This window comes from Plantactinospora sp. BC1 (genome assembly GCF_003030345.1).
Classification (GTDB): Bacteria; Actinomycetota; Actinomycetes; order Mycobacteriales; family Micromonosporaceae; genus Plantactinospora.
Window position 1 is genome coordinate 2351130 of record NZ_CP028158.1, and the last position, 24748, is coordinate 2375877.

Below are 24748 nucleotides of genomic sequence, written 5' to 3' on the forward strand. Positions count from 1 at the left end.
GCAGCCCGCCGGTCAGATCACGTCACAGACCCACCAGCCGGCCTCGCGTACCACCACGAAGGTCAACTGCTGGTCCACCGACCGCTCGTCGCCGGTGGTCATGGTGAGTTCGGTCGACACCAGGGCCCGCGCCTCGGTCTGCTCGTCGACCTTCGGGGTGGCCCAGCGGAACCGTGCGGTGTCGTACCGCCCGGCGGCCTCGGCCACCTCCTCGATCTTCGCGGCGATCTTGTCGCTGTCCCGGGCGGCCGAGCAGACCAGGCCGTTCGCCCGGTCGGCGTCCCGCTCGCTGTAGACCGCCGTCAGGAACTCGTCCACGGCGACGACCGGATCGGCGGCTCCCTCGCCCCGCTCCGCGCCCCGGAGCACCAGGAAGGCGGTGACCCCGCCGAGTACGCAGAGCAGCAGCGTCACGGCCAGCGCGATCGACGCGATGACCAGGCCGCGCCGCTTCTTCGGCGGTACGGTGGGGCCGGCCACCGGATAGCCGGGAGGGGCCGGATGACCGGGTACGCCGGGACCGGGTACGCCGGGACCGGAACCGAGCTGGTCGGGGTGCTGGCCGCCCGGACCGGGCTGTCCCGGGATCGGCTGCCCCGGCCCGGGCGGCCCGTAACCGGGCGCCGCCGACACGGGCGGGCCGGACATGGGCGGCCCGGACATGGACGGCCCGGAGGTCGGTGGTGCCGGGGTCGGTGGCGGCCCGTATGGCGGTGATCCGGCCGGTGCTGGTGCCGGTGCTGGTGCTGACGGGGCGGCGGTCGGCTGGGTCGGGGTCTCCGGGGAGTCCGGAAGGACCGGGGGCTGCGGGGTGAGTCGTCGGGTGGGGGTCTCCGGCAGGTCCGGGACGGCCGAGGACGCGGGGGAGAGCCGTTGGGTCGGCGGCTCCGGGGCGTCCTCCGGCGCGTCCTCCGGGGCATCGGAATCGGCGGCACTCGCCACCGGCGGCGCGGCCTCGGTCGAAGGGGGCGCCGCGCCCGGCTCGTCGTCGCCGCTCGTCGTCGCCGCCTCGGACGAGGACTCGGCTGGTGTCGAGGACTCAGCCGGTGTCGAGGGTTCGGCGGGTGTCGAGGGCTCGGCCGGCGGGCGGTCGGATTCGTCGCCGTCGGACGGTTGCCTCATGGTCTCCCCAATCCCCGCAGGGCCCCGATGCGGTGGTCAAGGCGCCGGCCGGCGGGTCGGGAGGGCTGGCATGGTCGGTGGTGTGGCGGCAGAGCTGTGGCGACCCGCCCGGCGAGGGTATCCCGCCCCGCCCAACCGGGGCAGCCGCGGTACGGGGGCGGGATCGAGCCGCTCCACCGCACGGATCGGGAGGCGTACGCGTACCGGCGTGGCCGCAGCCCGTAGGCTGTCGCCGACAAGCCCGAGACGAGGAGACCTCTAGCGATGCAGAAGTGGGAGTACGCCACGGTGCCGCTGCTCACGCACGCCACCAAGCAGATTCTCGACAACTGGGGCGAGGACGGCTGGGAACTGGTGGCGGTGATACCCGGCCCGAACCCGGAGCAGCTCGTCGCGTACCTCAAGCGGGCCAAGCCGTGACGGCTGGGCCACACGCCAAGCTTGCCGAGTTGGGCCTCGTACTGCCCGACGTGGTGCCGCCGCTGGCCGCGTACGTGCCGGCCGTCCAGTCGGGCCGCCAGGTGTACGTCTCCGGTCAGTTGCCGTTGCGGGACGGCAAGCTGCTGGCCACCGGCAGGGTCGGTGGTGGGGTGTCGGCCGAGCAGGCGAAGGACCTGGCCGCGCAGTGTGCGCTCAACGCGCTCGCCGCGATCGACGCGCTGGTGGGTCTGGAGAGCGTCGTCAAGATCGTCAAGGTGACCGGTTTCGTGGCCTCCGCCGACGGGTTCACCGGGCAGCCCGGCGTGCTCAACGGCGCCTCGGAACTCTTCGGCACCGTCTTCGGCGAGGCCGGCCGGCACGCCCGCAGCGCGGTCGGGGTCGCCGAACTGCCGCTCGGTGCGCCGGTCGAGGTCGAGGTCATCGTCGAGGTGGCCTGAGCTTCCGGGCGCCTCGGGTTTCCGGCCGTCCGGCGGAGCTTCCGCCCGCCCGCCGCACCGCTGCGGGCGGCGCCGGAAACGGACGCGCAGGCAGTCGGGGGACGGCCCGTCGGACGGGCGACACCGGCAGGTCACGCCGCTGTCGCCCGCGGGTCGTACCATCTCAGCCATGACGGGGCATGTGACCGCGCCGGTGGCGGCGCTGGCCGACCAGCTACCGGGCTGGGCGACGCTGGTCCGTGCCCCCAACCCCGGGCCGATGACCCTGGACGGCACCAACACCTGGGTGCTGGGCGCCCCGGGCGCGGGTGAGGTGGTCGTGATCGACCCGGGGCCGCTCGACGAGGGTCACCTGGCCGCCGTCGCCGAACGCGGGCCGGTCGCCGGGGTGCTGGTCACGCACGGCCACCCGGACCACACCGAGGGGCTGGAGCGGTTTCTGGAGCTGACCGGCGCCGAGCCGGTGACCTTCCGCTGCGCCTGGTCGACGGTCGAGCTGGCCGGGCTGCGGATCCGGCTGCTGGTCACCCCGGGGCACACCGCCGACTCGCTCTGCTTCCTCGTCGAGGGGGGCGACGAGCAGGCCGTCTTCACCGGCGACACCATCCTCGGCCGGGGCACCACGGTCGTCGCGCATCCCGACGGAGACCTCGGGGACTACCTTGCCAGCCTGGAGACGCTGACCGAGTTCGCCGGGGTCCCGGCGCTGCCCGGGCACGGCCCGCCGCTGGCCGACTGCGCCGCCGCGGCCCGGTTCTACCTGGCCCACCGGCAGGCCCGGCTCGACCAGGTCCGCACCGCGCGCAGCCGGGGGGCACGCACCGCCGCCGAGGTGGTGGCGATGGTCTACGCGGACGTGGACCGGTCGCTCTGGCCGGCGGCCGAATGGTCCGTTCGGGCCCAGCTCGCCTATCTCGATCACGAGAACCGGGAATCCGGCCCGGGGGCCGGTGGGTTGGAAAGTCCGTGACCTGCCCGGTGTGTGGAACCGTTGCCGTACCCGGTGCGCGGTTCTGCCACAACTGTGGAGTCGCGCTGCCGGCTGCCGCGACCCTTCCGGAAGCGGAGCGCCGGGTGGTAACGGTGCTCTTCGGCGATCTGTCCGATTTTACCTCCTGGTCCGAAGACCTTGATCCAGAGCGGGTCAGCACGGTCACCGACCGGGTGCTCGCCGCGCTCGCCGGTGCGGTCAAGACCTTCGGCGGGCACGTCGACAAGCTCACCGGCGACGGGATCATGGCCGTCTTCGGCGCCCCCGTCGCACACGAGGACGACGCCGAGCGCGCCGTCCGGGCGGCCCTGTCCATGCAGCGGGCCGTGCGCCGGGTGCTCGACGACGAGCAGGGCGGCGGAGCGCCGCTCGGGCTCCGGGTCGGGCTCAACACCGGTGACGTGGTCGCCGGCATCCAGGCGTCGATCGAATACACCGTCATCGGCGACACCGTGAACACCGCCGCCCGGCTGGCCGACGCCGCCGCGATCGGGGCCGTCTACGCCGGTGCCCGGACGGCGGCGGCGACCCGCCGGGTCGCCTCCTGGCGACAGCTCCGGCCGCTGCGGCTCAAGGGCAAGCGGGAGCCGGTCGAGGCGTACGAGCTGCTGGGCCTGCTCGACGCCCCCGGTACCCGGTCCGGGCTCGGTGACGAGGCGCCCTTCGTCGGTCGGGAGACCGAGATCGGCCGGGTCGCCGGTCGGCTCGCCGAGGTCGTCGACCAGGGCCAGCCCCGGGTGCTGCTGATGACCGCCGAGGCGGGGATCGGCAAGTCCCGGTTCGCCGCCGAGGTGGAACGGCTGGCCGCCGGATACGACGTCGGCGCCGGCCGGTACGCGACGCACACCGGCGCCCGGGTGCTCTCGGTGAAGTGCGCGGCGTTCGGGGAGCGCCGTCGGCTCGCCCCGCTCGCCGACCTGGTCCGGGCCGCGGTCGGCCTGCCGGACGGCCCGGCCACCGCCGTCACCCGGCCGGTGGTCGAGGAGCGGCTGCGCCGGCTCGGCCAGCGGCTGTCCCGGTACCGGCCCGATCCGCCGCCGGTCGCCGTCGACCTCCTGCTCGCCCTGCTCGGCTACGCCGAGCTGCCGGCGGCGCACGGCACCGTGCCGGCCGGCCCGGCCGAGTGGTCGGCCGGCGACACCGGCCCGGACGCCGACGCGATCCCCGCCGCCGTCGCGGAGCTGCTCAGCGCGCTCGCCGCCGAGAGGCCGCTCGCGGTCATCGTCGACGACCTGCACGACGCCACCCCGGAGACCACCGACGCGCTCGGCGTGACCCTCTCCCGGCTGACCGGGCCGGTGCTGGTGTTGCTGCTCGGCCGCCCCGAACTGGTCCGCACCGCCGGTGCGCTGACCCGGTTGGCCGACGCCGAGGTGCACGCCCTGCCACCGCTGCGCGGTGCCGACGCCGCCCGGCTGCTGACCGCCTATCTCGGCGGGGGGCGGCTGCCGCAGGCGGACGTGGACCGGCTGCTCGCCACCGCCCAGGGCAACCCCTTCTACCTCGCCGAGCTGGTCACCCTGCTGATGGAGCGGGGTGCGCTGACCACCGTGCTGGGCCGGGCACCGGCCCGATCCCCCGCCGGTCCGGCCGCCGACCCGGGTGCCGGCTCCGCCGGGCGGGCGGCCGCGACCGGCACCGCCGTCCCGGGGCAGCGGCGCAACGGCGGACCGGCCGGTCCGGAGGAGGGCCGGGGAGCCAACCCGGCATCCGGCACCGCGGTGCCGAGTCCGGGACCCGCCAGCACCGGGGCCAGCGTCATCTGGCGGCTGGCGCCCGGTTCGCTGGGCAGCCGGCTGCTCTCCCGGGACCTCGCCGCCGTGCTGGCGGCCCGGATCGACGCGTTGCCGCCCGACGCCAGGGCAGCACTTCGGGACGCCGCGGTGGTCGGGGACACGGTGCCGGCCGGTGCGCTGGAGGCACTGCGCGAGCGCCGGGCCGGGCGCGACGGACGGCCGACCGCGGTCCTCGCCGTCGAGCTGGAGCGGGCCGTCGAGGAGCTGCTCCAGCGCCGGATGCTGCACCGCAACCGGGACGGCTACATCTTCGCCACCCCGCTGATGCGGGAGGCCGTCTACGCCGGCATCGGCAAGGCCGACCTCGCCGACCGGCACGCCGCCCTCGCCGAGTGGGCCGCGCCGCCGGACCCGGGCACCGGCCCGGGCGAGCCGGGCCGGACCGGTACCGGCGTCAGCGGACTGCCGGTCGCCGAACGCGACGCCTTCATCGCCGAGCACGCCGAGCGGGCCAGCGCGCTCGCCGACGTGGTCAGCCTGCGCCCCGACGCGACCGCCCGGAACGTGGCGCCGCTCGGCATGGCCGCGCTGGGCCGCTCCGCCCGCCGGGCACTCGCCGCCGGAGAGCCGGCACAGGCCGTCGAGTACGCCGAGCGGGCCGCCCGGCTCGCCGGAGAGTCGGTACCCGGCGGCGACCGGCTGGTGCACGCCCGCGCCCTGCTCCAGGTGGGGCGGATCGCCGAGGCGCTCGCCTTCGCCGAGAAGATCGGGGCGAACGCCGGGGACGACGTCGCCGTACGGGCCGGGGCACTGCTCGTGGTCGGTCAGGCGTACCAGGCCCTGGGCGACCAGGCGCGGGCGGTGAACTCCTGGCAGGAGGCGTTGCAGGTGGCCACCCGGGCCGATCTGCCGGGGCCGCGCGCCTCGGCGATGCGGCGGCTCGGGATGGCCGACTTCGTCAGCGGCCGGTTGAGTCAGGCCAGCAGCCGGTTCGCCGGGGCCTACCAGGTCAACCTGGATGCCGACGATCCCCGGGGGCAGGCCTGGTCACTCCAGAACCTGGCCTGGGTCACCACCACCCGGGGCGACTTCGCCGGCACCGACGCGGTGCTGGGCAGGGCGGCCCGGCTCTTCGCCCAGATCGACGATCCGGTGGGTCGGGCCTGGCTGCGCGGTACCACCGCGTTCGCCCGGTTGCTCGCCGGCCGGCTCGGTGAGGCGCGCCGGCTGGCCCAGGTCTTCCTGCCCTTCGGCGAGCGGGTCAGCGAGGCGTGGGCGGTGGGCACGCTGCGCGCCGTGGAGGCGTTCGCCGCCGCCGAACTCGGTGAACTCGCCGACGCCGACCGCGAGGCGCGGCGGGCGTACCGGGACTTCGTCGCCGCCTCCGACGACTGGGGCCGGGGCTTCGCCCTGGTCGTACGCGGTGCGGTGGCGCGCGGTGTCGGCGAGCCGGAGCACGCCACCGACCTGCTCACCGACGCGCTCGGGTACGGCCGGCGCACCTCGCACCCGCTGCTGACCGGGCTCGCCGGCACGCTGCGCGGGTTCGTGGCGCTGGACCGGGGCGACGTCGCGGCGGCGGAACGGGACGCCGAGGCGGTGCTGGCGGCGGTGGAGCCGCACAACCCGCTGGCGCCGACCCAGCTCGGTCCCCGGATGCTGCTCGCCGCGAGCCGGCTGGCCGACGGTGACGCGGCGACCGCGGTGAGCCTGCTCGAACCGATCGCGGCGGCCGGTGCGGTGCCGTCGGTGCTGTTCAGCCGCCGCCAGGCTCTCGCCCGATACGCTTCCGCGCTGCTCGCCGACGGGCAGACAGCGGCCGCGCTCGACTGGGCCCGGCAGGCGGTGGAGGCTCCGGGCGAGGACATCCGCAGTCGGGTGATCGCCGCGCGGGTACTCGCCGAGGCGCTGGCCGGGGCGGGGCAGCCGGCGGAGGCTTTCGAGGTCGCCGAGGAGGCGGTCCGGTTGGCGTACTCGACGCAGCAGACCAGCGAGCGGGCCGCGGCGGAGGAGTTGCGGGACCGGCTGGCCCGGTCGTCGACGGGTACCGCCCCGGAGCGGCTGCTGGTGGTCCGGCAGCGGCTCGCCGGGGAGGTTCCGGCGCCGACGGCGCTCGCCGGAGACACTCCGGCATAGCGCGGCGGCCGGCCGGACGCGCGGCCGCGAGGGTCGCCGAGCCCGGCAAGGTCGCCGAGCCCGGCAAGGTGGCCCGGCCCGGCCCGGTCGTCGTGCCGGCCCGGGCCGTGCGGTCGGTTCCGATTCCATCGATCTCCGGGATACCGTCCGGGCCGGTGAGCCGTTAGCCTAGATCCACTGCCGTCCACAGCGGACCGGCGCCGGCACGGAGGACCGCAGGTGAGGCTGCCCCGCTCGGTCGCAGGCTGGACCATCGCCGTCTTCGGCGGGCTCGCTCTGCTGCTCGGTGCCGTCGGCCTGGTCCGCCCGGAGTGGCTGCTGGCGATGCTCGGCTTCGAGGTGCTCGCCCCGGCCGAGCGGGCCGACGGCGACTACACCGGGACCTTCGTCGCCGCGTCGTCGATGGCCTCGTTCAACATGGGCGTCTACTACCTGCTCGCGGCGTGGACGGAGTGGCGGCCCTTCTTCGGGTTCACGGTGCTGTTCCGGGCGCTGACCTTCACCGTCTTCACCGTCCTGGTGCTGACCGAGGTGGCGCCGGGGCGGTTCCTCGGAGTGGCGCTCTGGGAGGGCCTGGGTGCGGTTGCCACCGCCGCCGGGCTCTGGTACGACCGGCACCACAATGGCAACCAGCCGGTAACAGCCATGGGTGCGGGGGGCTGAACCGGCTCATGTTCCCGGTATTTTCGACTCTGTGACCGACACCCCGCCAGGCGCGCTGCCGCTGCCCGTCGTGCCCGGTCTGACGGATTTGCAGGTGTTTGCCCGGGGTGGCTACGCCACCGTCTACCGGGCCACCCAGCAGTCCGTGGGGCGCGAGGTCGCGGTGAAGGTCGAGAACCGCACCCTGGACAGCGAGCGGGACCAGCGCCGTTTCCTCCGCGAGGCACGGGCCGCCGGCCGGATGTCCTCCCATCCGCACGTGGTGGACCTCTTCGACGCCGGGGTCACCGAGGACCAGCACCCATACCTGATCATGGAACTCTGCGACGGGTCGTACGCCGAGCGGATGCGTACCTCGCCGTTGAGCCCGGTCGAGGCCCGCGACGTCGGCGTGAAGATCGCCGACGCGCTCGCCGACGCCCACCAGCTCGGGGTGCTGCACCGGGACGTCAAGCCGGCCAACATCCTCTACTCCCGGTTCAACGAGCCGGCGCTCGCCGACTTCGGGCTGGCCGTACTCGCCGAGGCCCGGGACTCGGCGATCACCCTGGAGGTGCTGACCCCGGCGTACGCGCCACCGGAGATGTTCCGGCACAGCCCGCCGTCGCCCGCCGTCGACGTGTACGCACTCTGCGCCACCCTCTACGCGGTGATGCACGGCAAGCCGCCGCGCTGGCAGGCCGACCGCAATCCCGGACTGCTCACCCTGCTCGAACTCTTCACCGAGCCGATCCCCGAGCTGCCGGGCGTACCGAGCCGACTGCTCGACCTGCTCCGCTACGGGATGGCCAACGACCCGGCCGACCGGCCCAGCGCCGAGCAGTTGCGGGACCTGCTCGCCGCCGTACCCCTGGATCCGCCGACCGTGGCGACGACGCCGAACCCGACCGTGGTGGCCGCCGTGCCGGTGTCGGGGATCCCGGTCTCCGGGATTCCGGTCTCCGGCGGATCCTGGCCGATCGGGGACCCGGCCGCCAGCAGCGGCGCGGCACCGGCGGGCTCCGGGACGACGTCGGGTCCCGCCGGTACGCCCTCACCCCGCACACCCACCTCGGGCGCGCCGGTCTCCGGCGCACCGGTCTCGGGCGTCCCCGTCTCCGGTGTGCCGGTCTCCGGCGTGCCGGTGTCGGGCGTCCCCGTCTCCGGGGCACCGACCTCGGGCGGTGCCCCGCCCAGCGTCTATCTCTCAAGGTCGTACACGCCGCCACCACCCCGGTCCGGCTCCGCCCCGCCGGAGGTGGACGGAGAGCCCACCGTCTCCCGGCCGAGCCGTCGCAAGCGGCGCTACTGGATCTTCGGCGGACTCGGCGTGCTGGCCCTGCTCGCCAGCATCGCCGGCGGCTCCTGGTTCGTCGCCACCCGAGCCCTGCCGGGCCCGTCGCCGACCGGGCGGGCGGTGGCGACGACCGCCGCTCCGACCGCCAGCCGGCCGCCGCTCGGCACCGGTGCGCTGCCCGGCTGCCAGTTGCCGCTGCCCGAGGCCGCCCGCTGCCCGGTCGAGCTGGAGTGCTTCGGCCCGGTCCGGCTCCGGGGGACCGCCGCGGAGGCCCCCGAGACCTCCTGCGCCGGGCGGCACACCTGGGAGTCCTATGCCGAGGGTGACCTGCCGCTCGGCCTGGACCCGGCCGACCACGCGGCGGTGAAGGACGACACCACCGTCCGCCAGGTCTGCAACGCCACGATATTCCGGCGCACCACCACCCTGATCGACGTCGCACCGTGGCGGTTCGAGGTGCTTCCGCCGCCGGCCGGCGGGACCGGGCGGACCTTCCGCTGCCTGGCCGGCAAGGGCGTCGACCGGCTCACCGGGCCCACCCTCACGGCGAGCTGACCTCCGCGTGGTGTCGAGCACCGAAGTGGACATTGACCGCTACGCTCGGCGATAGCATCCCCCCTCTTCCAGACCGGGGTCCGCCGATGACCGAGACATCCCCCAGGGGCCGGGTACGCCTCCTCGGCACGACCATGGCGGTCGTGCTCACCCTGCTGCTCGCCGCCGGAGCGGGCTGCGACAGCCGGCGCGGTCCCGAGCCGCCCTCCGTGCAGGAAAAGCTCAAGCAGTCGCACATCCACGGCCAGAGCAAGCTGCGGATCGGGGTCGCCACCTACGAACCACTGATGGGCGTACTGGACGACACCGGCAAGTACATCGGATTCGACATCGACATCGCCCGCTACATCGCGGCGTCGCTCGGCTACGCCGGGGACGAGCGGATCGAGTTCGTCCACCTCGCCACCGAGGACCGGATCCCCGCGCTACAGAGCGGGCAGGTCGACATGGTGGTCTCCAGCTTCTCCATCACCGAGGAACGCCAGAAGCTGGTCAGCTTCGCCGGGCCGTACTTCGTCACCACCCAGGAGGTGATGATCCCGGTCGCGATGAAGAACCGGATCCGCACGATCGAGGACCTGCGTACCCCCGGCTTCCGGATCTGTGTCGGCGGCGGCTCGACCACCGAGGCCGAACTGGAAAAACACGAGATCAAGGCGCTGGTGGTCAAGAACGTCCGGGACTGTGTCGACGGGATCATCGACGGCAGGTACGACGCGGTGAGTTCCGACGAGACGATCCTCGCCGGGTTCCGCTCGCACCATCCGGGCAAGTTCGAGGTCGTCGACATGCCGTTCGGCACCAGCGAGCAGCTCGGCATCGGGGTGCCGATCAGCGATCCCGCGCTCCGCGACCTGGTCGCCTTCTTCCTGCAGAAGAGCTACCAGCAGGGGCGGGACGGCCGGACCAGTCCGTGGCTCAGCGCGTACCACCGGAACCTGGGGCCGTGGCTCGGCGCCGACCGTCAGCAGCCGCCGCCGCTGAACGTCCCGGACCTGGTCGACTTCGACGAGAAGGCGCCGGTGTGACCCTCGCCGAGCGGGATCGGAGCGCCCCGGCGCCCGGTGCGCCGGCACCGGGCTGGCCGTCCGCCGCCGACGCCGCCGAGCGGAGGTCCCGGGCCAGCCAGTCCTTCTGGACGCTGGTCGTCGGGGTGCCGGCGATCTTCTCGGTACTCCGGCTCGGCGTCGAGGCCGGTGGCGAGTTGCAGACCACCCTGCTGCTCGTCGCCAACGTGAACCCGGTGAACCTGGCCGCCGCGCTGGTCACCACCGCCGCCCGGCTGGTCTCGGCCGGGCTGGTCGCGGTCTTCGCGATCGGCGCCGTGCTGCTGGCCAGCGCCGAGGCGAACCCGGGGCACCGGATCGGCCGGCATCCGCCGCTCTTCGCCCGCTGGCGGGCGATCACCCCGCCGTGGGTGGTGATCGCCAGCTTCGCCGTCGCGCTCGCCACCTGGCCGATCCTCTACCTGCCGCTGCTGCTGCCGGCGTTCGCGGCCGCGTTCCAGCTCAGCCCGGCCCGGCTCGACGAGCGCCGGATCCCCCGGCTGCTGCTCCTCGCCGCGCTGCTGGCCGGCTACGCGGTGCTGATGCTGCCGACCCTGGGCGACGCGTGGCGGCAGCGGGAACTGTTCGCGACACTCGTGATCGCCGCCCCGCCGCTGCTCGCCCTGCTCGTCACCGGGCCCGTACCGGTGGCGGTGGTGCGACCGCTCGCCATGACGGTGCAGGTGGCGGTGCTGGTGATGCTCTGCTGGGCGGCGCTGCCGGTGATCACCACACCGGTGCTGCCGCTGACCGTCACCACGGTCCGGACCGTCGACGACGGCACCGGCGCCACCCCGGCCGCCCCCGAGGCCGGGCCGGCGGCACCCGATCCGGCGGTCGGCGAGGTCGAGCGGATCCGGGGACACGTGATCACGGTGGACGACGTCAGCATGGTGATCCTCCAGGAGCGGGGCGGCGTCCGGTACGTGCCGACCGGTGGGGTCGAGGCGCAGGTGCTCTGCCCGACCGAGGAGGAGTTGCCCCGCTACCGGCTGCGGATCCACGGCTTCCACGTCGAGGACTCGCTGCTGGAGGGGATGGGTCGGCGGGTACGCCCGGTGCACCGGATCGACGCGGAGTGCCGTACGGCCACCCCGGCGTTCTGAGGCCGCTTCCGCAGGCGCTCAGTAGCTCTTCGGCTGGCCGAGGACCCGCTGGGCGACGAAGTTGAGGATCATCTCCCGGCTGACCGGGGCGATCCGGCCGGCCCGTACCGCACCGAGCAGGGTGGCCACCCCGTAGTCGGTGGTCATCCCGTTCCCGCCGTGCACCTGGATGGCGGTGTCCACGGCCAGCGCCGCCGCCTCCGCCGAGGCGTACTTGGCGAGGTTCGCGGCGACGCCGGCCTCGACGTCCCGCCCGGCGTCGTAGAGGGCGGCGGCCTTGGCGATCATCAACCGGGCCAGTTCCACCTGGACGGCGGCGTGCGCCAACGGGTGCGAGACGCCCTGGTGGGCGCCGACCGGCCGGCCCCAGACCCGGCGGGTCGCGGTGTAGGTGGAGGCGCGCTCGATCGCGTACCGGCCGGTGCCGGCGCTCATCGCGGCGACCGTGATCCGTTCGGGGTTGAGCCCGGCGAAGAGCGCCGGCAGCCCGGCGTCCAGCCCGTCCCGGTCGCCCGGCTCGGCCGAGCCGCCGACCAGGGCGTCGGCGGGCAGCCGTACCTCGTCGAGGTAGAGCAGCCACTGGTTCTCCGGGGAGACGATCTCCATCTCCAGCTTGGACCTGGTCAGCCCGGGGGCGTCGGTCGGCACGACGAAGAGCGCCGGCCGGAGCCGCTCGTCGGGCCCGCCGGCACCGCCGCTCTCCGGGGCGGGTACCCGGGCGACGACCAGGACGTACGGCGCCTCGTCCACGCCGGAGATGAAGCACTTCCGGCCGGAGAGGACCCACTCCGCACCGTCCCGACGGGCGACGGTGCCGAGCCGGTGGAAGTTCGAGCCCGCCTCCGGCTCGGTGATCGCAAAGGCGATCTTCAGCGACCCGTCGGCGAGTCCGGGCAGGAAGGTCCGGCGCTGCGCCTCGGTGCCGTGCCGGCCGATCACCGTACCGGCGATGGCCGGCGAGACGACCAGGAGCAGCAGCGGGCAGCCGGCCGCCGCCAGTTCCTCGCAGACGATGGCCAGTTCGGTGATGCCGCCGCCACCGCCGCCGTACTCGGTGGGGATGTTCACCCCGAGGTAGCCGAGCCGGCCGGCCTCGTCCCAGAGTTCGGTGGTGTGCTCGCCGGCCTTCGCCTTGGCGACGAAGTAGTCGTGGCCGTAACGCTTCCCGAGCGCCTGGACGGCCGCACGGAGCTGCCGCTGCTCGGGGGTGGGGTCGAAGTCCATGCGGGATGCCTTCCGACGAGGGGACCGGGGTCCGACGGGGACCGGGCGGATGGGTGGAGGCGGACTATCCCGGGGTGACCACGGCGAGTACCGCACCGGTCTCCACCTGGGCACCGGCGCCGACCGGCAGCTCCGTCACCACCCCGGCGCCGGGGGCGGTGACCGGATGTTCGAGCTTCATCGCCTCCAGCACGAGCAGCGGTGCACCGGCGGCGACCCGCTGCCCGGCGGTCACCAGTACCCGGCTGACCGTGCCGGGCATCGGCGCCAGCAGTGAGCCCTCGGCCAGCTCGGGGGTGGGCTCGGCGAACCGGGGCAGCTCGGTCAGCGCGACCGAACCGTCCGGACCGTCCACGAAGGACGTCTCGCCGACCCGGTGTACGGCGAACGCCTGCCGCACCCCGTCGACCGCCAGTACGGTGCGGGACGGCTCGGCGGCGAGCAGCACCACCTCCGGCTGCCCGCTCGGCTCGGGCTGCCGGCTCGGCTCGGGCTGCCGGCTCGGGGCGGGCTGGCTGCTCGGCTCGGGCTGTCGGTTCGGGGTGGTGCCGGCGGGTCGGGTCGTCCAGGCGACCAGGGCGCCGGAGCGGTCCAGCCGGTAGTCGACCTCGACCGGGCCGGTCGGGCCGGCGTACCCGATGGTCTGTGGTGTGGTGGGGACGTTGCGCCAGCCGGACGGAAGGGTGCCGAGCACCGGGGCGGCGGCCCGGCGTTCGGCGGCCCCGGCCAACGCGGCGGCCAGCCCGGCCAGCCCGACCCGGTCCGGCGGCAGCAGTGGGGTGAAGACCTCCGGGTGCCGGTCGAGGAAACCGGTGTCGATCTCACCGGCCCGGAACTCCGCCGAGCGGAGCACCCGGACCAGCAGGTCCCGGTTGGTGGTCACGCCGTGCAGTTCCGCCCGGCGCAGCGCGGCGGCGAGGGCCCGGGCCGCCTCGTCCCGGGTCGGCGCCCAGGCGATCAGCTTGGCGACCATCGAGTCGTAGTGCACCCCGACCACCGAGCCGTCCCGCACCCCGGAGTCGAGCCGCAGTCCGGAGTCGCGGCGCAGGCCGAAACCGCGCCCCGGACCGGTACCGAACTCGGCGGTCACCCCCGGCACCGCGAACCGGTGCAGCGTCCCGGTGGCCGGCAGCCAGTCGGCGGCCGGGTCCTCGGCGCAGAGGCGTACCTCGATGGCGTGCCCGGTGACCGGCGGGGCGGCGGCCGGCAGCCGGCCGCCCTCGGCGACCAGCAGTTGCAGCCGGACCAGGTCGATGCCGGTGACGCACTCGGTGACCGCGTGCTCGACCTGGAGCCGGGTGTTCATCTCCAGGAAGTGGAACTCGCCGGCCGGGGTGAGCAGGAACTCGACGGTACCCACCCCGAGATAGTCGACGGCCCGGACGGCGGCCACCGCCGCGTCCTCCAGCCCGGCCCGCAGTTCCGGGGTGACCGCGACCGAGGGTGTCTCCTCGACGATCTTCTGGTGCCGGCGCTGGATCGAGCACTCGCGCTCGCCGAGGCAGAGCACGGTGCCGTGCGCGTCGGCGACGACCTGCACCTCGACGTGCCGGGCGCGCTCGACGTACGGCTCGACGAAGACCGTACCGTCGCCGAACGCGGCGGCGGCCTCCCGGCGGGCCGCCTCGATCGCACCGGCGAGGTCCGCCGGGTCGCGGACGATCCGCATCCCGCGCCCACCGCCGCCGGCCGCCGCCTTGACCAGTACCGGAAACGCCTCGACCTGGTCGGCGGCGGTGTACGTCGGCAGCATCGGCACGCCCGCGTCGGCGAGCAGCGCCTTCGCCTCGGTCTTGTCACCCATCGCCGCGATCGCCTTGGCGGGCGGGCCGACCCAGGTCAGTCCGGCGTCACCGACCGCGCCCGCGAAGCCGGCGTGCTCGGCGAGGAAGCCGTAACCGGGGTGTACCGCGTCCGCCCCGGTCCGCCGCGCCGCCTCGACCAGCCGGTCGACCCGGAGGTACGTCTCGACCGGCGCGGCACCCGGCAGCCGGACCGCGACGTCGGCCTCGGCGACGTACGGCGCGTCGGCGTCCGGGTCGGAGTGCACGGCGACCGTCTCGATGCCGAGGGACCGGCAGGTGGCGAAGATCCGCCGGGCGATCTCACCCCGGTTGGCCACCAGCAGTCTGCGGATCATCCGCCGCTCCTCCTTGTCGTCGACGCGCATGGCTCAGAGCCGGAAGACGCCGAAGGTGTCGGCGCCGCGAACGGGTCCGTTGTGGACCGCCGACAGGCAGAGCCCGAGCACAGTACGGGTGTCCCGGGGATCGATGACGCCGTCGTCGTAGAGCCGGCCGGAGAGGTACAGCGCGGCCGACTCCGTCTCGATCTGCTGCTCGACCATGGCCCGCATGGCGGCGTCGGAGTCCTCGTCGTACGGCCGGCCCCTGGCCTGGGCCGCCTGCCGGGCCACGATCGAGAGCACCCCGGCGAGCTGGGTCGGGCCCATCACCGCCGACTTGGCGTTCGGCCAGGTGAAGAGGAACCTCGGCTCGTACGCCCGCCCGCACATGCCGTAGTTGCCCGCCCCGTACGAGGCGCCGAGGTTGACCGTCAGGTGCGGCACCGTCGAGTTCGACACCGCGTTGATCATGAGTGCGCCGTGCTTGATGATGCCGCGCTGCTCGTACTCGGTGCCGACCATGTAGCCGGTGGTGTTCTGTAGGAACAGCAGCGGGACGTCGGCGGCGTTGGCGAGCTGGATGAACTGGGCCGCCTTCTGCGCCTCCTCGGAGAAGAGCACGCCCTGCACGTTCGCCAGTACGCCGACCGGATAGCCGTGCAACTCGCCCCACCCGGTGGCCAGGGCGCGGCCGTAGGCCGGCTTGAACTCGTCGAACTCCGAGCCGTCCAGGACCCGGGCCAGCACCTCGCGCGGGTCGAACGGCACCCGCAGGTCACCGTTGGGGATGCCGAGCAGCTCCTCGGGGTCGTACCTCGGCGGCTCGGGTCGGGCGGTGCGGGGCGGCGGGCCGTGTTTGCGCCACGCGAGCCGGCGTACGCACTGCCGGGCCAGCCGCAGCCCGTCCCGCTCGTCGGCGGCGACGAAGTCGGCCAGTCCGGAGGTACCGGCGTGCATGGCGGCGCCGCCCAGCGACTCGTCGTCGGCCTCCTCGCCGGTCGCCATCTTCACCAGTGGCGGCCCGGCCAGGAAGACCTTCGCCCGGCCGCGCACCATGATGGTGAAGTCGGACATCCCCGGCACGTACGCCCCGCCCGCCGTCGCGGTGCCGAACACCACCGAGACGGTCGGGATCCGGGCCGCCGAGAGCCGGGTCAGGTCCCGGAAGACCTGACCGCCGGGGATGAAGATCTCCGCCTGGCTGGGCAGATCGGCGCCACCCGACTCGACAAGGTTGATCATCGGAAGCCGGTTCGCCAGCGCGATCTCGCCGGCCCGCCGGGTCTTCCGCAGCGTGTGGGGGTTGACCGCGCCGCCGCGTACCGTCGGGTCGTTGGCGACGACGACGCACTCGACGCCCTCGACCACGCCGATCCCGGTGACCACGCCGGCACCGGTCGGGAAGTCGGTGCCCCAGGCCGCGACCGGGGAGAGTTCCAGGAACGGCGCGTCCCGGTCGAGCAGCAGCTCGATCCGTTCCCGGGCGAGGAGTTTGCCCCGCTCGTGGTGCCGGGCCACGTACCGCTCGCCGCCGCCGCCCCGGGCGGCGTCCAGCGCACCTTCCAGCTCCGCCAGCCGGTCCAGCATCGCGGCCCGGTTCTCCTGGTACGCCGCAGCCGCCGGGTCGACGGCCGTCCGCAACACGGTCACGACCGGTTCCTCCTGTCCACGCCCTCAGATTCCCAGGCCCTTGGCGATGATCTCGTTCATGATCTCCGTGGTGCCGCCGCCGATGCCCAAGATCCGGGCGTCCCGGTAGTGCCGCTCCACCTCGGCGTCGCGCAGGTAGCCGTGCCCGCCGTGCAGTTGGACGGCCTGGTCGACCACCCGGTCGCAGGCCGAGACGGCGGCGTTCTTGGCCATCGCGACCTCGTACGGCACCGGCTCGCCGGCCGCCACCCGGTCGGCGACCTGCCGGACGTACGCCCGGGCCGCCGCCGTCCGGGTGGCCATCTCGGCGAGCCGGTGCCGGACGACCTGCCGCCCGATCAGCGGACCGCCGAAGGTGTGCCGGTCCCGGCACCAGGCCAGGGTGAGGTCGAGGCAGCGCTGCGCGGTGGCGTACGCCTGGGTGGCCAGGGAGAGCCGTTCGGTGCCGAACTGGCGCATGATGGCGGCGAAGCCGGCGTTCTCGACGCCGATCAGGTTTCCGGCCGGGACCCGGACGTCGACGAAGGAGAGGGTGGCCGTGTCGGAGCAGTGCCAGCCGAGCTTCTCCAGCCGCCGGTCGACGGTGCAGCCCGGTGCGTCCGTGTCGATCACCAGCAGGGAGATGCCGGCCGCACCCGGTGCACCGGTCCGGACGGCGGTGGTGACGAAGTCGGCCCGTACCCCGCTGGTGACGAAGGTCTTCGTGCCGTTGACCAGGTAGTCGGCGCCGTCCCGCCGGGCGGTGGTGCGCAGCGCCGCCACGTCCGAGCCGCCGTCCGGCTCGGTCACCGCGAGCGCCCCGATCCGCGCCCCGGCGAGGGTGGGCCGGACGTACCGGTCGACCAGCGCGGCGGCTGTCCCCGGTTCGGAGCCGGGCCCGGAGCCGGGTTCGGGTTCGGGTCCGGGGCGGCCGTCCCGCTGCCAGGCGGCGACGATGTGCGGCAGCGCGATGCCGTGGGTGAAGAGCGCGGCGACCAGCCCGGAAGAGCCACCGGCCAGGATCACTTCCTCGGTGACCAGCAGGCTGTCCCGCAGGTCGCCGCCGCTGCCGCCGACCGCCTCCGGAAAGCCGAGCCCGAGCAGTCCCAGCTCGGCGGCGGTGCCGTGCAGCGCCCGGGGCACCTCGCCGGCCCGCTCCCAGCCGTCCAGGTGGGGCAGCACGTCGCGCGTGACGAACCGTCGGGTCAGCTCGCGGAGCTGCCGCCGCTCCAGCGTCTCCGGCTCGGTCATCCCGGCTCCCCGACCGCCGGTTCGCCGGGCGGGGCGGTCGGCCCGTCGAGCAGCTCGACCGGCAGGTCGACGAGGCGGGCACGCAGCAGCTCACCGAGCGCCTTGGCCTGCGGGTCGAACCGGGTCGAGCCGGCCGCCCCCGCGCCGAGCAGCCCGGTGAGCACGAAGTTGACCGCCCGCAGCCGCGGCAGCTCGTATCGGCGTACCGGCAGTGCGGCGGTCTCCGGCAGCAGGGTGCGCAGCCGTTCGACGGTCAGCCAGCCGCGCATCCACCGGTGCCCGGCGGCCGACCGGGCCCAGACTCCGAGGTTGGCGTCGCCGCCCTTGTCACCCGAGCGAGCCCCGAGCACCAGCCCCAACGGCGCCCGCCGGGTCGGGCCACCCCCGCCCGCCACCTGCCCACCCGACCCACGGACCGGCTCCTGGTCGCGCCCTGCGGTGCCCGGCTCCTCGTGATGCCCTGCGGTGACCGGCTCCTCGTGATGCGCTGCGGTGGCCGGTTGCTCGTGGTGCGCTGCGGTGACGGTCGGAGGGGCGATCTCGATCCGCTCGCCGGAGGGGAGCACGGCGACCTGCCGTACCAGCTCCTGGGCCACCTCCTCGGCGGCGAACACCCCGTACGGGCTGGCGTCGCCGGGCGGGGTGGTCAGGGTGCAACCGGGGTAGGAGGCCAGGGCCAGTTCGACGGCGGCGGCCGAGAAGGCCCGCCCGGCCCGCTTCGGGTCACCGTCGCTCAGGTGTACGTGCAGCAGCGCGCTCGCCGTCTCGGTGTCGACCGCGTCCACATGGTCGGTACGGGCGAGCGTGAACTCCAGCCCCTCGGCGCCGACCGCGTCGGTGAGCTGTTCCCGGACCAGTGCCGCCTTCGCCTCGATATCCAGTCCACAGAGGACGAAGGTCATCGAGTTGCGGAAGCCGCCCAGCCGGGTGACCCCGACCTTGAGGGTGGGCGGCGGAGGTGTGCCACGGGCCCCGCTGACGCGTACCCGGTCGGGTCCGGCGTCGGTCAGGGTGACCGAGTCGAGCCGAGTGACCACGTCCGGGCCGAGATAGTCGGGTCCGGCGATCTCGTAGAGCAGTTGGGCGGTGACGGTCTCCCGGGTCACCGCCCCGCCGGTGTCAGGATGCTTGGTGAGCACCGCCGAGCCGTCCCGGTGCAACTCGGCGAGGGGGAAGCCGGGGCGGCGTCCGCCGTCCGGCAGCTCGGTGAAGAAGCTGAAGTTCCCACCGCTGACCTGGGCACCGCACTCCAGCAGGTGGCCTGCCACGGTCGCCCCGGCGAGCGGGTCGAGATCGGCCCGGGTCCAGCCGAAGTGGGCGATCCCCGGCCCGACCGTCAGCGAGGCGTCGCTGACCCGCCCGGTGACCACCACGTCCGCCCCGGCATCGAGACAGGCGGCGATGCCGAACGCCCCCAGGTACGCGTTCGCGGTCAGCGCGCCCGGCCGGTCCAGCGCGTCGCCGTCGACGTACCCGATCCGGGCCGGCAGCCCGAGCCGGTCGGCGAGGGTCCGCAGCGCGGCGGCCAGCCCGGCCGGATGCAGGCCGCCGGCGTTCGTCACGATCCGCACGCCCCGGTCCAGCGCGGTGCCGAGGCAGGGTTCGAGCTGCCGGAGGAAGGTCCGGGCGTAGCCGAGTTCGGGGTCGCGCCGCCGGTCACGGCCGAGGATCAGCATGGTCAGCTCGGCCAGGTAGTCGCCGGTCAGCACGTCGAGGTCGCCGCCGTCGAGCATCTCCCGCCAGGCGCTCGACCGGTCGCCGTAGAACCCGGAGGCGTTGCCGATCCGCAGCACCTCCGGGCTGCCGCCGATCACGACACCCCGGCCGGCTCGTCGCGTTCACCTGATCCGCGGTGGTCGGCGGGCCGGCGGCCGGGGCCGGGCGGGCCGGCGAAGACCTGGGCGATGCCGAGCCACTCGGTGGCGACCGGTCCGACCGCCACCAGGGCGAGATCGGCGTGGTGCCGTCGCTGGGTGACCAGCAGGCAGAAGTCCAGTGCCGGCCCGGAAACCCGGTCCGCCGCGTCGGCCGGCCCGAAGTGCCAGGGCTCGCCGTCGGGGCCGGTCAGCTCGACGCGTACGGGCGCCTCGGGGATCGGGCGGCCGTGCGTGGCGAAGGCGTGTCCGACGGTACGGGCGCCGAGGTAGGCGACGTGCCGGAGTCGGGCGGTCGGCGTACGGGTGATGCCGAGGGTGTCGGCGATGTCCTCGCCGTGCGCCCAGGTTTCCATGATCCGGGCGGTGGCCATCGAGGTGGCCGACATCCGGGTGCCGTACCAGGGCATCTTCGTCCCGGCCGGTACGTCGCGCAGCGCCCGGTCCAGTGCCGACCGGCCGGCCCGCCACCGCTGCAGCAGTTCGGGTACGGGCGCCAGGAACTCCGCCGCGCCCCGGTCGATGAAGCCGGATGGATCGTTCGCCGCGTGCCGGATCGACTCGGCGAACGCCTCGACGTCGGTGGCGGCCAGTGTGGCGACGTGGTCGGTCCAGGCGAGGTGGGCGATCTGGTGCGCGACGGTCCAGCCCGGCGCGGGGGTGGGCCGGGCCCAGTCCGCCTCGGGCAGCCTCACCACCAGCGTCTCCAGTGCCGCCGACTCGGCGGCCAGGTCCGTCAGCAGGCTGTCGAGATCGACCATGCGCGGGCTCCTTGCCAGGTGGTGGGTCAGTGGTGTGCGGTGGCGACGATCGAGGCGAGTTGGCGTTTCCAGATGCCGAGCAGGGCGGCGCGCCGGGTCGAGTCGTCGGAGAGCAGGTTGGCCACCCCGAGCCCTCGGAGCAGGTCGAGGGTTGCCTGGATCGCCTCGCGTACCCCCGGTTGCCGCTCGTCGGCCCCGAGCAGGTCGACGGTGAGCCGGTGCATCTCCCGGCCGACCCGGGCCTCCAGCGGCACCAGCGCGTCCCGCAACTCCGGATCGGTCCGGCCGGCGACCCAGAGTTCGAGGGCGGCGACGAAGAGCGGACCGGTGAACGCGCTGGCCAGCATGTCGATGACCCGGTCGAACCGCTCGGGACCGGCCGGCAGGTCGGCCGCCTCGGTGCGGATCTCCGCCGCCCGGCGCTCGGCGAGGTGCTCGACAGCGGCCATCACCAGCGTGCTCTTGGTGGGGTAGTGGTGCAGTTGAGCGCCCCGGGAGACGCCGGCCCGGGCCGCCACCACCGTGGTGGTGGTGCCGGACCAGCCCCGCTCGACCAGACACTCCACAGTGGCCTCCAGCACCCGGGCCTGGGTCGCCCGGCTGCGCTCCCGCTGGGGGGTACGGGTCGGTGTGGTGGGCACGGGGACAGCCTGCTCCGTCAGAAACAAACAGTCAAGACTGCTTGTTTTTCGTCGCTGGTTCGTCGAATCCACTTTGTACACTCGGCACACCGAGTCGAAGCGTCGCGGCAACCAGGAGTTGGTTGACGGCGTTTTGCGGTGAAAAGTACCCTGTTTCTGCTTCGCGTGCGCGAGGCGTTCGCACGCTCCCGGAAGGTAGGTCAGCAGCATGTTCGACGACCTCGTAGAAGAGATTCAGGAAGATCTCGACGAGCTGGAGGACGCCTTGGAGGACGTCGGCCTCGACGTCGAAATCGACGGCAACTAACCCCGCTCAAGAACTCGGCGATCTTGGCGAGTTATGGCGCGTAGCAAACCATAAGTCGCCAAGAATCTTGGCGCGTCTGATGTCGCGGCGGCGCCGACTACGGCGCGCCGGGCTGGAAGGAGCCGGGGCCGGGGCGGGATGGCGGCACGGATCGGCCCCGCACCAGCCAGGGCTTGGCGATGCGGGGCCGAGGGCGTACGCGGGGGTCAGACCCGGGCGCGGCGGGCCAGGCGTTCCGGGTCGAGGATGATGATGCTCTTGCCGTCCAGCCGCAGCCAGCCCCGCGAGGCGAAGTCGGCCAGCGCCTTGTTGACGGTCTCTCGGGAGGCGCCGACGAGCTGGGCGATCTCCTCCTGGGTCAGGTCGTGGGTTACCCGGAGTACGCCGCCGTCCCGGGTGCCGAACCGGCCCGCCATCTGGAGCAGGTTCTTCGCCACCCGGCCGGGCACGTCGGTGAAGATCAGGTCGGCCAGGTTGTCGTTCGTCCGGCGCAGCCTGCGGGCGAGTACCCGGAGCAACTGCTCGGCGATCTCCGGCCGGTTGTTCAGCCACGGCCGCAGCGCCTGCTTGCGCAACCGGGCGAGCCGGGTGTCGATCACGGCGGTGGCGGTCGCCGTACGCGGACCGGGGTCGAAGAGCGAAAGCTCGCCGACCATGTCGGACGGGCCCATCACGGCGATCAGGTTCTGCCGGCCGTCAGCGGCCCGGCGACCGACCTTGATCTTGCCGCTCAGGACGATGTAAAGGCTGTCGCCCGGTTCGCCCTCGTTGAAGACGATCTCGCCCTTTCGGACCTCGAGCGTCTCCATGTCCTTCGCGAGTGCCTCGGCAGCCTCGGGGTCCACGCCCTGGAAGATCCCGCTCCGAGCCAACACCTCGTCCATCGCGCACCTCCGCCCACGCGAGCCGCCCGCGGCCGGGTTCCGGCCGGTGATCGGCGCGCCCGCCAAGTCTAGGCGCATGTGAAGAGTAATCGGAGGAGCACCCCTGGAATCTTGATCCGGTGCCGGTACCCGTAACCCCGGATGACCCGGGGGTACGCCCGGTTTGACGCCTGCCGTGTCCGCCCGGGCGAGTCTCCGGCCCCCACCGGGCCCAGGTCGTCATCGCCGGACGGTCACCTGGACACCAGGCGCGTTATCGGTCCTCGGTAACGCCCCTGGTGTCCAGGTCGATGGTGAGGCGCCTGTCGGACCGGACCGCGAACCAGGGAGGTCGGGGCCGGACCGTAGGGTCGGGCGGTGCTGCGCGAACTGGAGCTGACCTACCGGGTCGAGGACGGGCGGGAGGCTCCGCTGCTGGTCTGGCGGCTCGACCGGCCCGCGCTGGCGATCAGCTCCGGCCCGCTCGGTGGCGGGATCGGGGTACGGCACTGGGTGGTCAACGCGACCGTGCCGATGTCGTACCGCCGGGACGACCCGGACGCCCACCTCGGTGAGCTGGCCGAGCGGCTCGGCCTGCGCGGACCCGGGGTCGGACTGCTCACCGGCGTCGACGTCGCGGAGGTGGTGGCCGCCGACGACCACGGTGTCCGGATCTGGGCCACCGTCGGTCTCGGTGCCCCGATCTGGGCCGCAGACGTCTCGGCGCCGCCACCCGAACCCGCCACCGCGCCCGATCCCCGCGCGACGGTGCACCCTGCCGGCCCGGCCGGTCCCGCCAGCACGGCGGTGCAGCACGTCGGCACGGTCAACATCGTCGCGCTGCTGCCGGAGCGCCTCGGCGACGCCGCCCTGGTCAACGCCGTCGCGACGATCACCGAGGCGAAGGCGCAGGCGCTGCGCGAGTTGGGCCTGCCCGCCACCGGTACCGCCACCGACGCGGTGACCGTGCTCTGCCCGCCGGACGGCCCCGCCGAACCGTACGGGGGTCCACGGTCGCGCTGGGGTGCCCCGCTGGCCCGCGCCGCCTGCCGGGCGGTACGTGAAGGCGGGGCCCGACCGACCGTCCCCTGGTCACAGCGGTGAACGCCGCCGCGCCCGGGTCGGCCGGGTGACGCCGCCGCTGTAGCCGGCGTGACTTTAGCCGGCGACGGTAGCCGGCGCGCCGGCCGGTCGTGGATGCGCGACGTGCCGGTCGTGGATGCGTGACGGGTCGGTCGTGGGTGGTCGGGGCCGGCGGTGGAGTCGCCCGTTCGGGGGAGCACGGACGGGCGGCGGGAGAACATCGGCCGGTCGACGGTCGCTCCCGTCGCCCGATCCCGGTACTGTCACCGGGCGATGTACGACACCGAGCCGACCACACCCAAGTCCCGCCGGGCGCCCCGCAGCGCCGGCCGGACCGCCCTCGTCGTGACCGCGGTCCTCGCCGTACTCCTCGGTACCGGGGTGGCGGCGGTGGCCGCGTTCAACATGTTCGGCGGCGACGATCAGGCCGGGCCGCAGGCCGGGCCGAGCGCCGCCGGTTCGGCCTCGGCCGCCCCGTCGCCGACCGGTGAACCGGCACCCAAGGTCATCTCCATGTCCGCCACCGGGGACATCGTGATGGGCAACGCTCCGGGGCGGCTGCCGGCCAATGGTGGCAAGGGCTTCTTCAACTCGGTCAAGAAGGCGCTCGCCGCCGATCTGGTGATGGGCAACCTCGAGGAGCCGCTGACCGACGACACCGGTACCTCCAAGTGCGGCGCCAACTCCACCCGCTGCCACCAGTTCCGGGCTCCGCCGTCGTACGCCGGGCACCTCAAGGAGGCCGGCTTCGAGCTGCTCAACCAGGCCAACAACCACGGGTACGACTACGGCAAGGCCGGTTACGAGAACACCCAGGAGGCCCTGGAGAAGTACGGCCTCCAGCACACCGGCGCGCCCAACCAGATCACCGTGGTCGACGTCGAGGGCGTCAAGGTGGCGGTGGCCGGCTTCTCGTCGTACGCCTGGTCGAACAGCCTGACCAACATCAGCTCGGCGAAGAAGGTGATCCAGAAGGCCGCCACCATGGCGGACCTGGTCGTCGTGCAGGTGCACATGGGCGGCGAGGGCTCGGAGAAGACCCGGGTCCGTCCCGGCACGGAGATGTTCCTCGGCGAGAACCGGGGCGACCCGATCAAGTTCTCGCACTCGATGATCGACGCGGGTGCCGACCTGGTCGTCGGGCACGGGCCGCACGTGATGCGGGCGCTGGAGTTCTACAAGGGCCGGCTGATCGCGTACAGCCTCGGCAACTTCGCCGGTGGCGAGGGGACGCTCAGCAACAACGGCCGGCTCGGCTGGGGAGCGGTGCTCAAGGTCTCGCTGACCGCCGAGGGCGAGTGGGCGGGCGGGCAGCTCGTCTCGACGTACATGAACGGCGCGGGCAGGCCGACGATGGACTCACAGCGGCGCGCCGCCGGTCTCGTCCGGGACCTGTGCAGGTCCGACTTCCCGAAGACCGGCGCTCGGGTGGCTGCGGACGGCAAGATCACGCCGCCGGCCGCCGCGAGCTGAGGCGCGGC

The 24748-nt window shown here is 74.0% G+C and carries 18 protein-coding genes and 1 pseudogene; 10 read left to right on the forward strand and 9 right to left on the reverse strand.

The window, feature by feature from the left end; translation table 11 throughout:
• Window positions 1-12: 12 nt before the first annotated feature.
• A complete protein-coding gene (locus C6361_RS09915; RefSeq protein WP_107267556.1) occupies window positions 13-648 on the reverse strand; it encodes a hypothetical protein in 636 nt (211 codons plus the stop codon).
• Between the two features lie 738 nt (window positions 649-1386).
• Here C6361_RS09915 and C6361_RS09920 point away from each other — a divergent pair.
• The 8 genes and pseudogenes from C6361_RS09920 (at window position 1387) to C6361_RS09960 (ending at window position 11509) form a co-directional block, all read left to right on the forward strand.
• Window positions 1387-1542, forward strand: coding sequence for a DUF4177 domain-containing protein (locus C6361_RS09920; RefSeq protein WP_107257345.1), 156 nt, complete (start codon window positions 1387-1389; stop codon window positions 1540-1542).
• Window positions 1539-2000: a RidA family protein gene (locus tag C6361_RS09925; protein WP_107257346.1), complete on the forward strand. Its 462-nt coding sequence runs from the start codon at window positions 1539-1541 to the stop codon at window positions 1998-2000. The genes C6361_RS09920 and C6361_RS09925 overlap by 4 nt, the downstream gene beginning before the upstream one ends.
• 169 nt (window positions 2001-2169) lie before the next feature.
• Window positions 2170-2970 carry an MBL fold metallo-hydrolase gene (locus C6361_RS09930; protein ID WP_107267557.1) on the forward strand — a complete coding sequence of 267 codons (801 nt, stop codon included), beginning with the start codon at window positions 2170-2172 and terminating at the stop codon, window positions 2968-2970.
• Window positions 2967-6356, forward strand: a pseudogene (locus C6361_RS38125) (adenylate/guanylate cyclase domain-containing protein); the annotation flags it as partial. The gene C6361_RS09930 and the pseudogene C6361_RS38125, both read left to right, overlap by 4 nt.
• A gap of 726 nt (window positions 6357-7082) precedes the next feature.
• Window positions 7083-7526: a hypothetical protein gene (locus C6361_RS09945; RefSeq protein ID WP_107257348.1), complete on the forward strand. Its 444-nt coding sequence runs from the start codon at window positions 7083-7085 to the stop codon at window positions 7524-7526.
• A 70-nt stretch (window positions 7527-7596) separates the two neighbouring features.
• Complete coding sequence (locus C6361_RS09950) at window positions 7597-9357, forward strand: serine/threonine-protein kinase (protein ID WP_234359585.1); 1761 nt, start codon at window positions 7597-7599, stop codon at window positions 9355-9357.
• Between the two features lie 86 nt (window positions 9358-9443).
• Complete coding sequence (locus C6361_RS09955; RefSeq protein WP_107267559.1) at window positions 9444-10385, forward strand: transporter substrate-binding domain-containing protein; 942 nt, start codon at window positions 9444-9446, stop codon at window positions 10383-10385.
• On the forward strand, window positions 10382-11509 hold the full coding sequence (locus C6361_RS09960) for a hypothetical protein (RefSeq protein ID WP_107267560.1): 1128 nt from the start codon (window positions 10382-10384) through the stop codon (window positions 11507-11509). The genes C6361_RS09955 and C6361_RS09960 overlap by 4 nt, the downstream gene beginning before the upstream one ends.
• An 18-nt stretch (window positions 11510-11527) precedes the next feature.
• Here C6361_RS09960 and C6361_RS09965 read toward each other — a convergent pair whose 3' ends face one another.
• The 8 genes from C6361_RS09965 to C6361_RS10000 all read right to left on the reverse strand — a co-directional run bounded on the left by C6361_RS09965 (window position 11528) and on the right by C6361_RS10000 (window position 22205).
• Window positions 11528-12733, reverse strand: coding sequence for an acyl-CoA dehydrogenase family protein (locus C6361_RS09965; RefSeq protein WP_107267561.1), 1206 nt, complete (start codon window positions 12731-12733; stop codon window positions 11528-11530).
• Between the two features lie 64 nt (window positions 12734-12797).
• A complete protein-coding gene (locus tag C6361_RS09970) occupies window positions 12798-14873 on the reverse strand; it encodes a biotin carboxylase N-terminal domain-containing protein (protein WP_107270861.1) in 2076 nt (691 codons plus the stop codon).
• A gap of 33 nt (window positions 14874-14906) precedes the next feature.
• Window positions 14907-16445 carry an acyl-CoA carboxylase subunit beta gene (locus C6361_RS09975; RefSeq protein ID WP_369931415.1) on the reverse strand — a complete coding sequence of 513 codons (1539 nt, stop codon included), beginning with the start codon at window positions 16443-16445 and terminating at the stop codon, window positions 14907-14909.
• Window positions 16446-16532: 87 nt separating this feature from the next.
• A complete protein-coding gene (locus C6361_RS09980) occupies window positions 16533-17738 on the reverse strand; it encodes an acyl-CoA dehydrogenase family protein (RefSeq protein WP_107267562.1) in 1206 nt (401 codons plus the stop codon).
• Window positions 17735-19471, reverse strand: a complete 1737-nt coding sequence (locus C6361_RS09985) for an acyclic terpene utilization AtuA family protein (protein WP_234359586.1) — start codon at window positions 19469-19471, stop codon at window positions 17735-17737. Before C6361_RS09985 ends, C6361_RS09980 begins: the two co-directional genes overlap by 4 nt.
• Before the next feature lie 77 nt (window positions 19472-19548).
• A complete protein-coding gene (locus C6361_RS09990) occupies window positions 19549-20373 on the reverse strand; it encodes a TIGR03084 family metal-binding protein (protein WP_107267563.1) in 825 nt (274 codons plus the stop codon).
• Window positions 20374-20399: 26 nt separating this feature from the next.
• Entirely contained in the window at window positions 20400-21014 is a 615-nt protein-coding gene (locus tag C6361_RS09995) for a TetR/AcrR family transcriptional regulator (protein ID WP_107257357.1), read from the reverse strand.
• A 513-nt stretch (window positions 21015-21527) separates the two neighbouring features.
• Window positions 21528-22205, reverse strand: a complete 678-nt coding sequence (locus tag C6361_RS10000) for a Crp/Fnr family transcriptional regulator (RefSeq protein WP_101369128.1) — start codon at window positions 22203-22205, stop codon at window positions 21528-21530.
• 357 nt (window positions 22206-22562) lie between these two features.
• Here C6361_RS10000 and C6361_RS10005 point away from each other — a divergent pair, with 357 nt between their 5' ends.
• Entirely contained in the window at window positions 22563-23288 is a 726-nt protein-coding gene (locus C6361_RS10005) for an adenosylcobinamide amidohydrolase (protein ID WP_107267564.1), read from the forward strand.
• Between the two features lie 384 nt (window positions 23289-23672).
• Window positions 23673-24740, forward strand: a complete 1068-nt coding sequence (locus C6361_RS10010; RefSeq protein ID WP_369931416.1) for a CapA family protein — start codon at window positions 23673-23675, stop codon at window positions 24738-24740.
• Window positions 24741-24748: the final 8 nt, after the last annotated feature.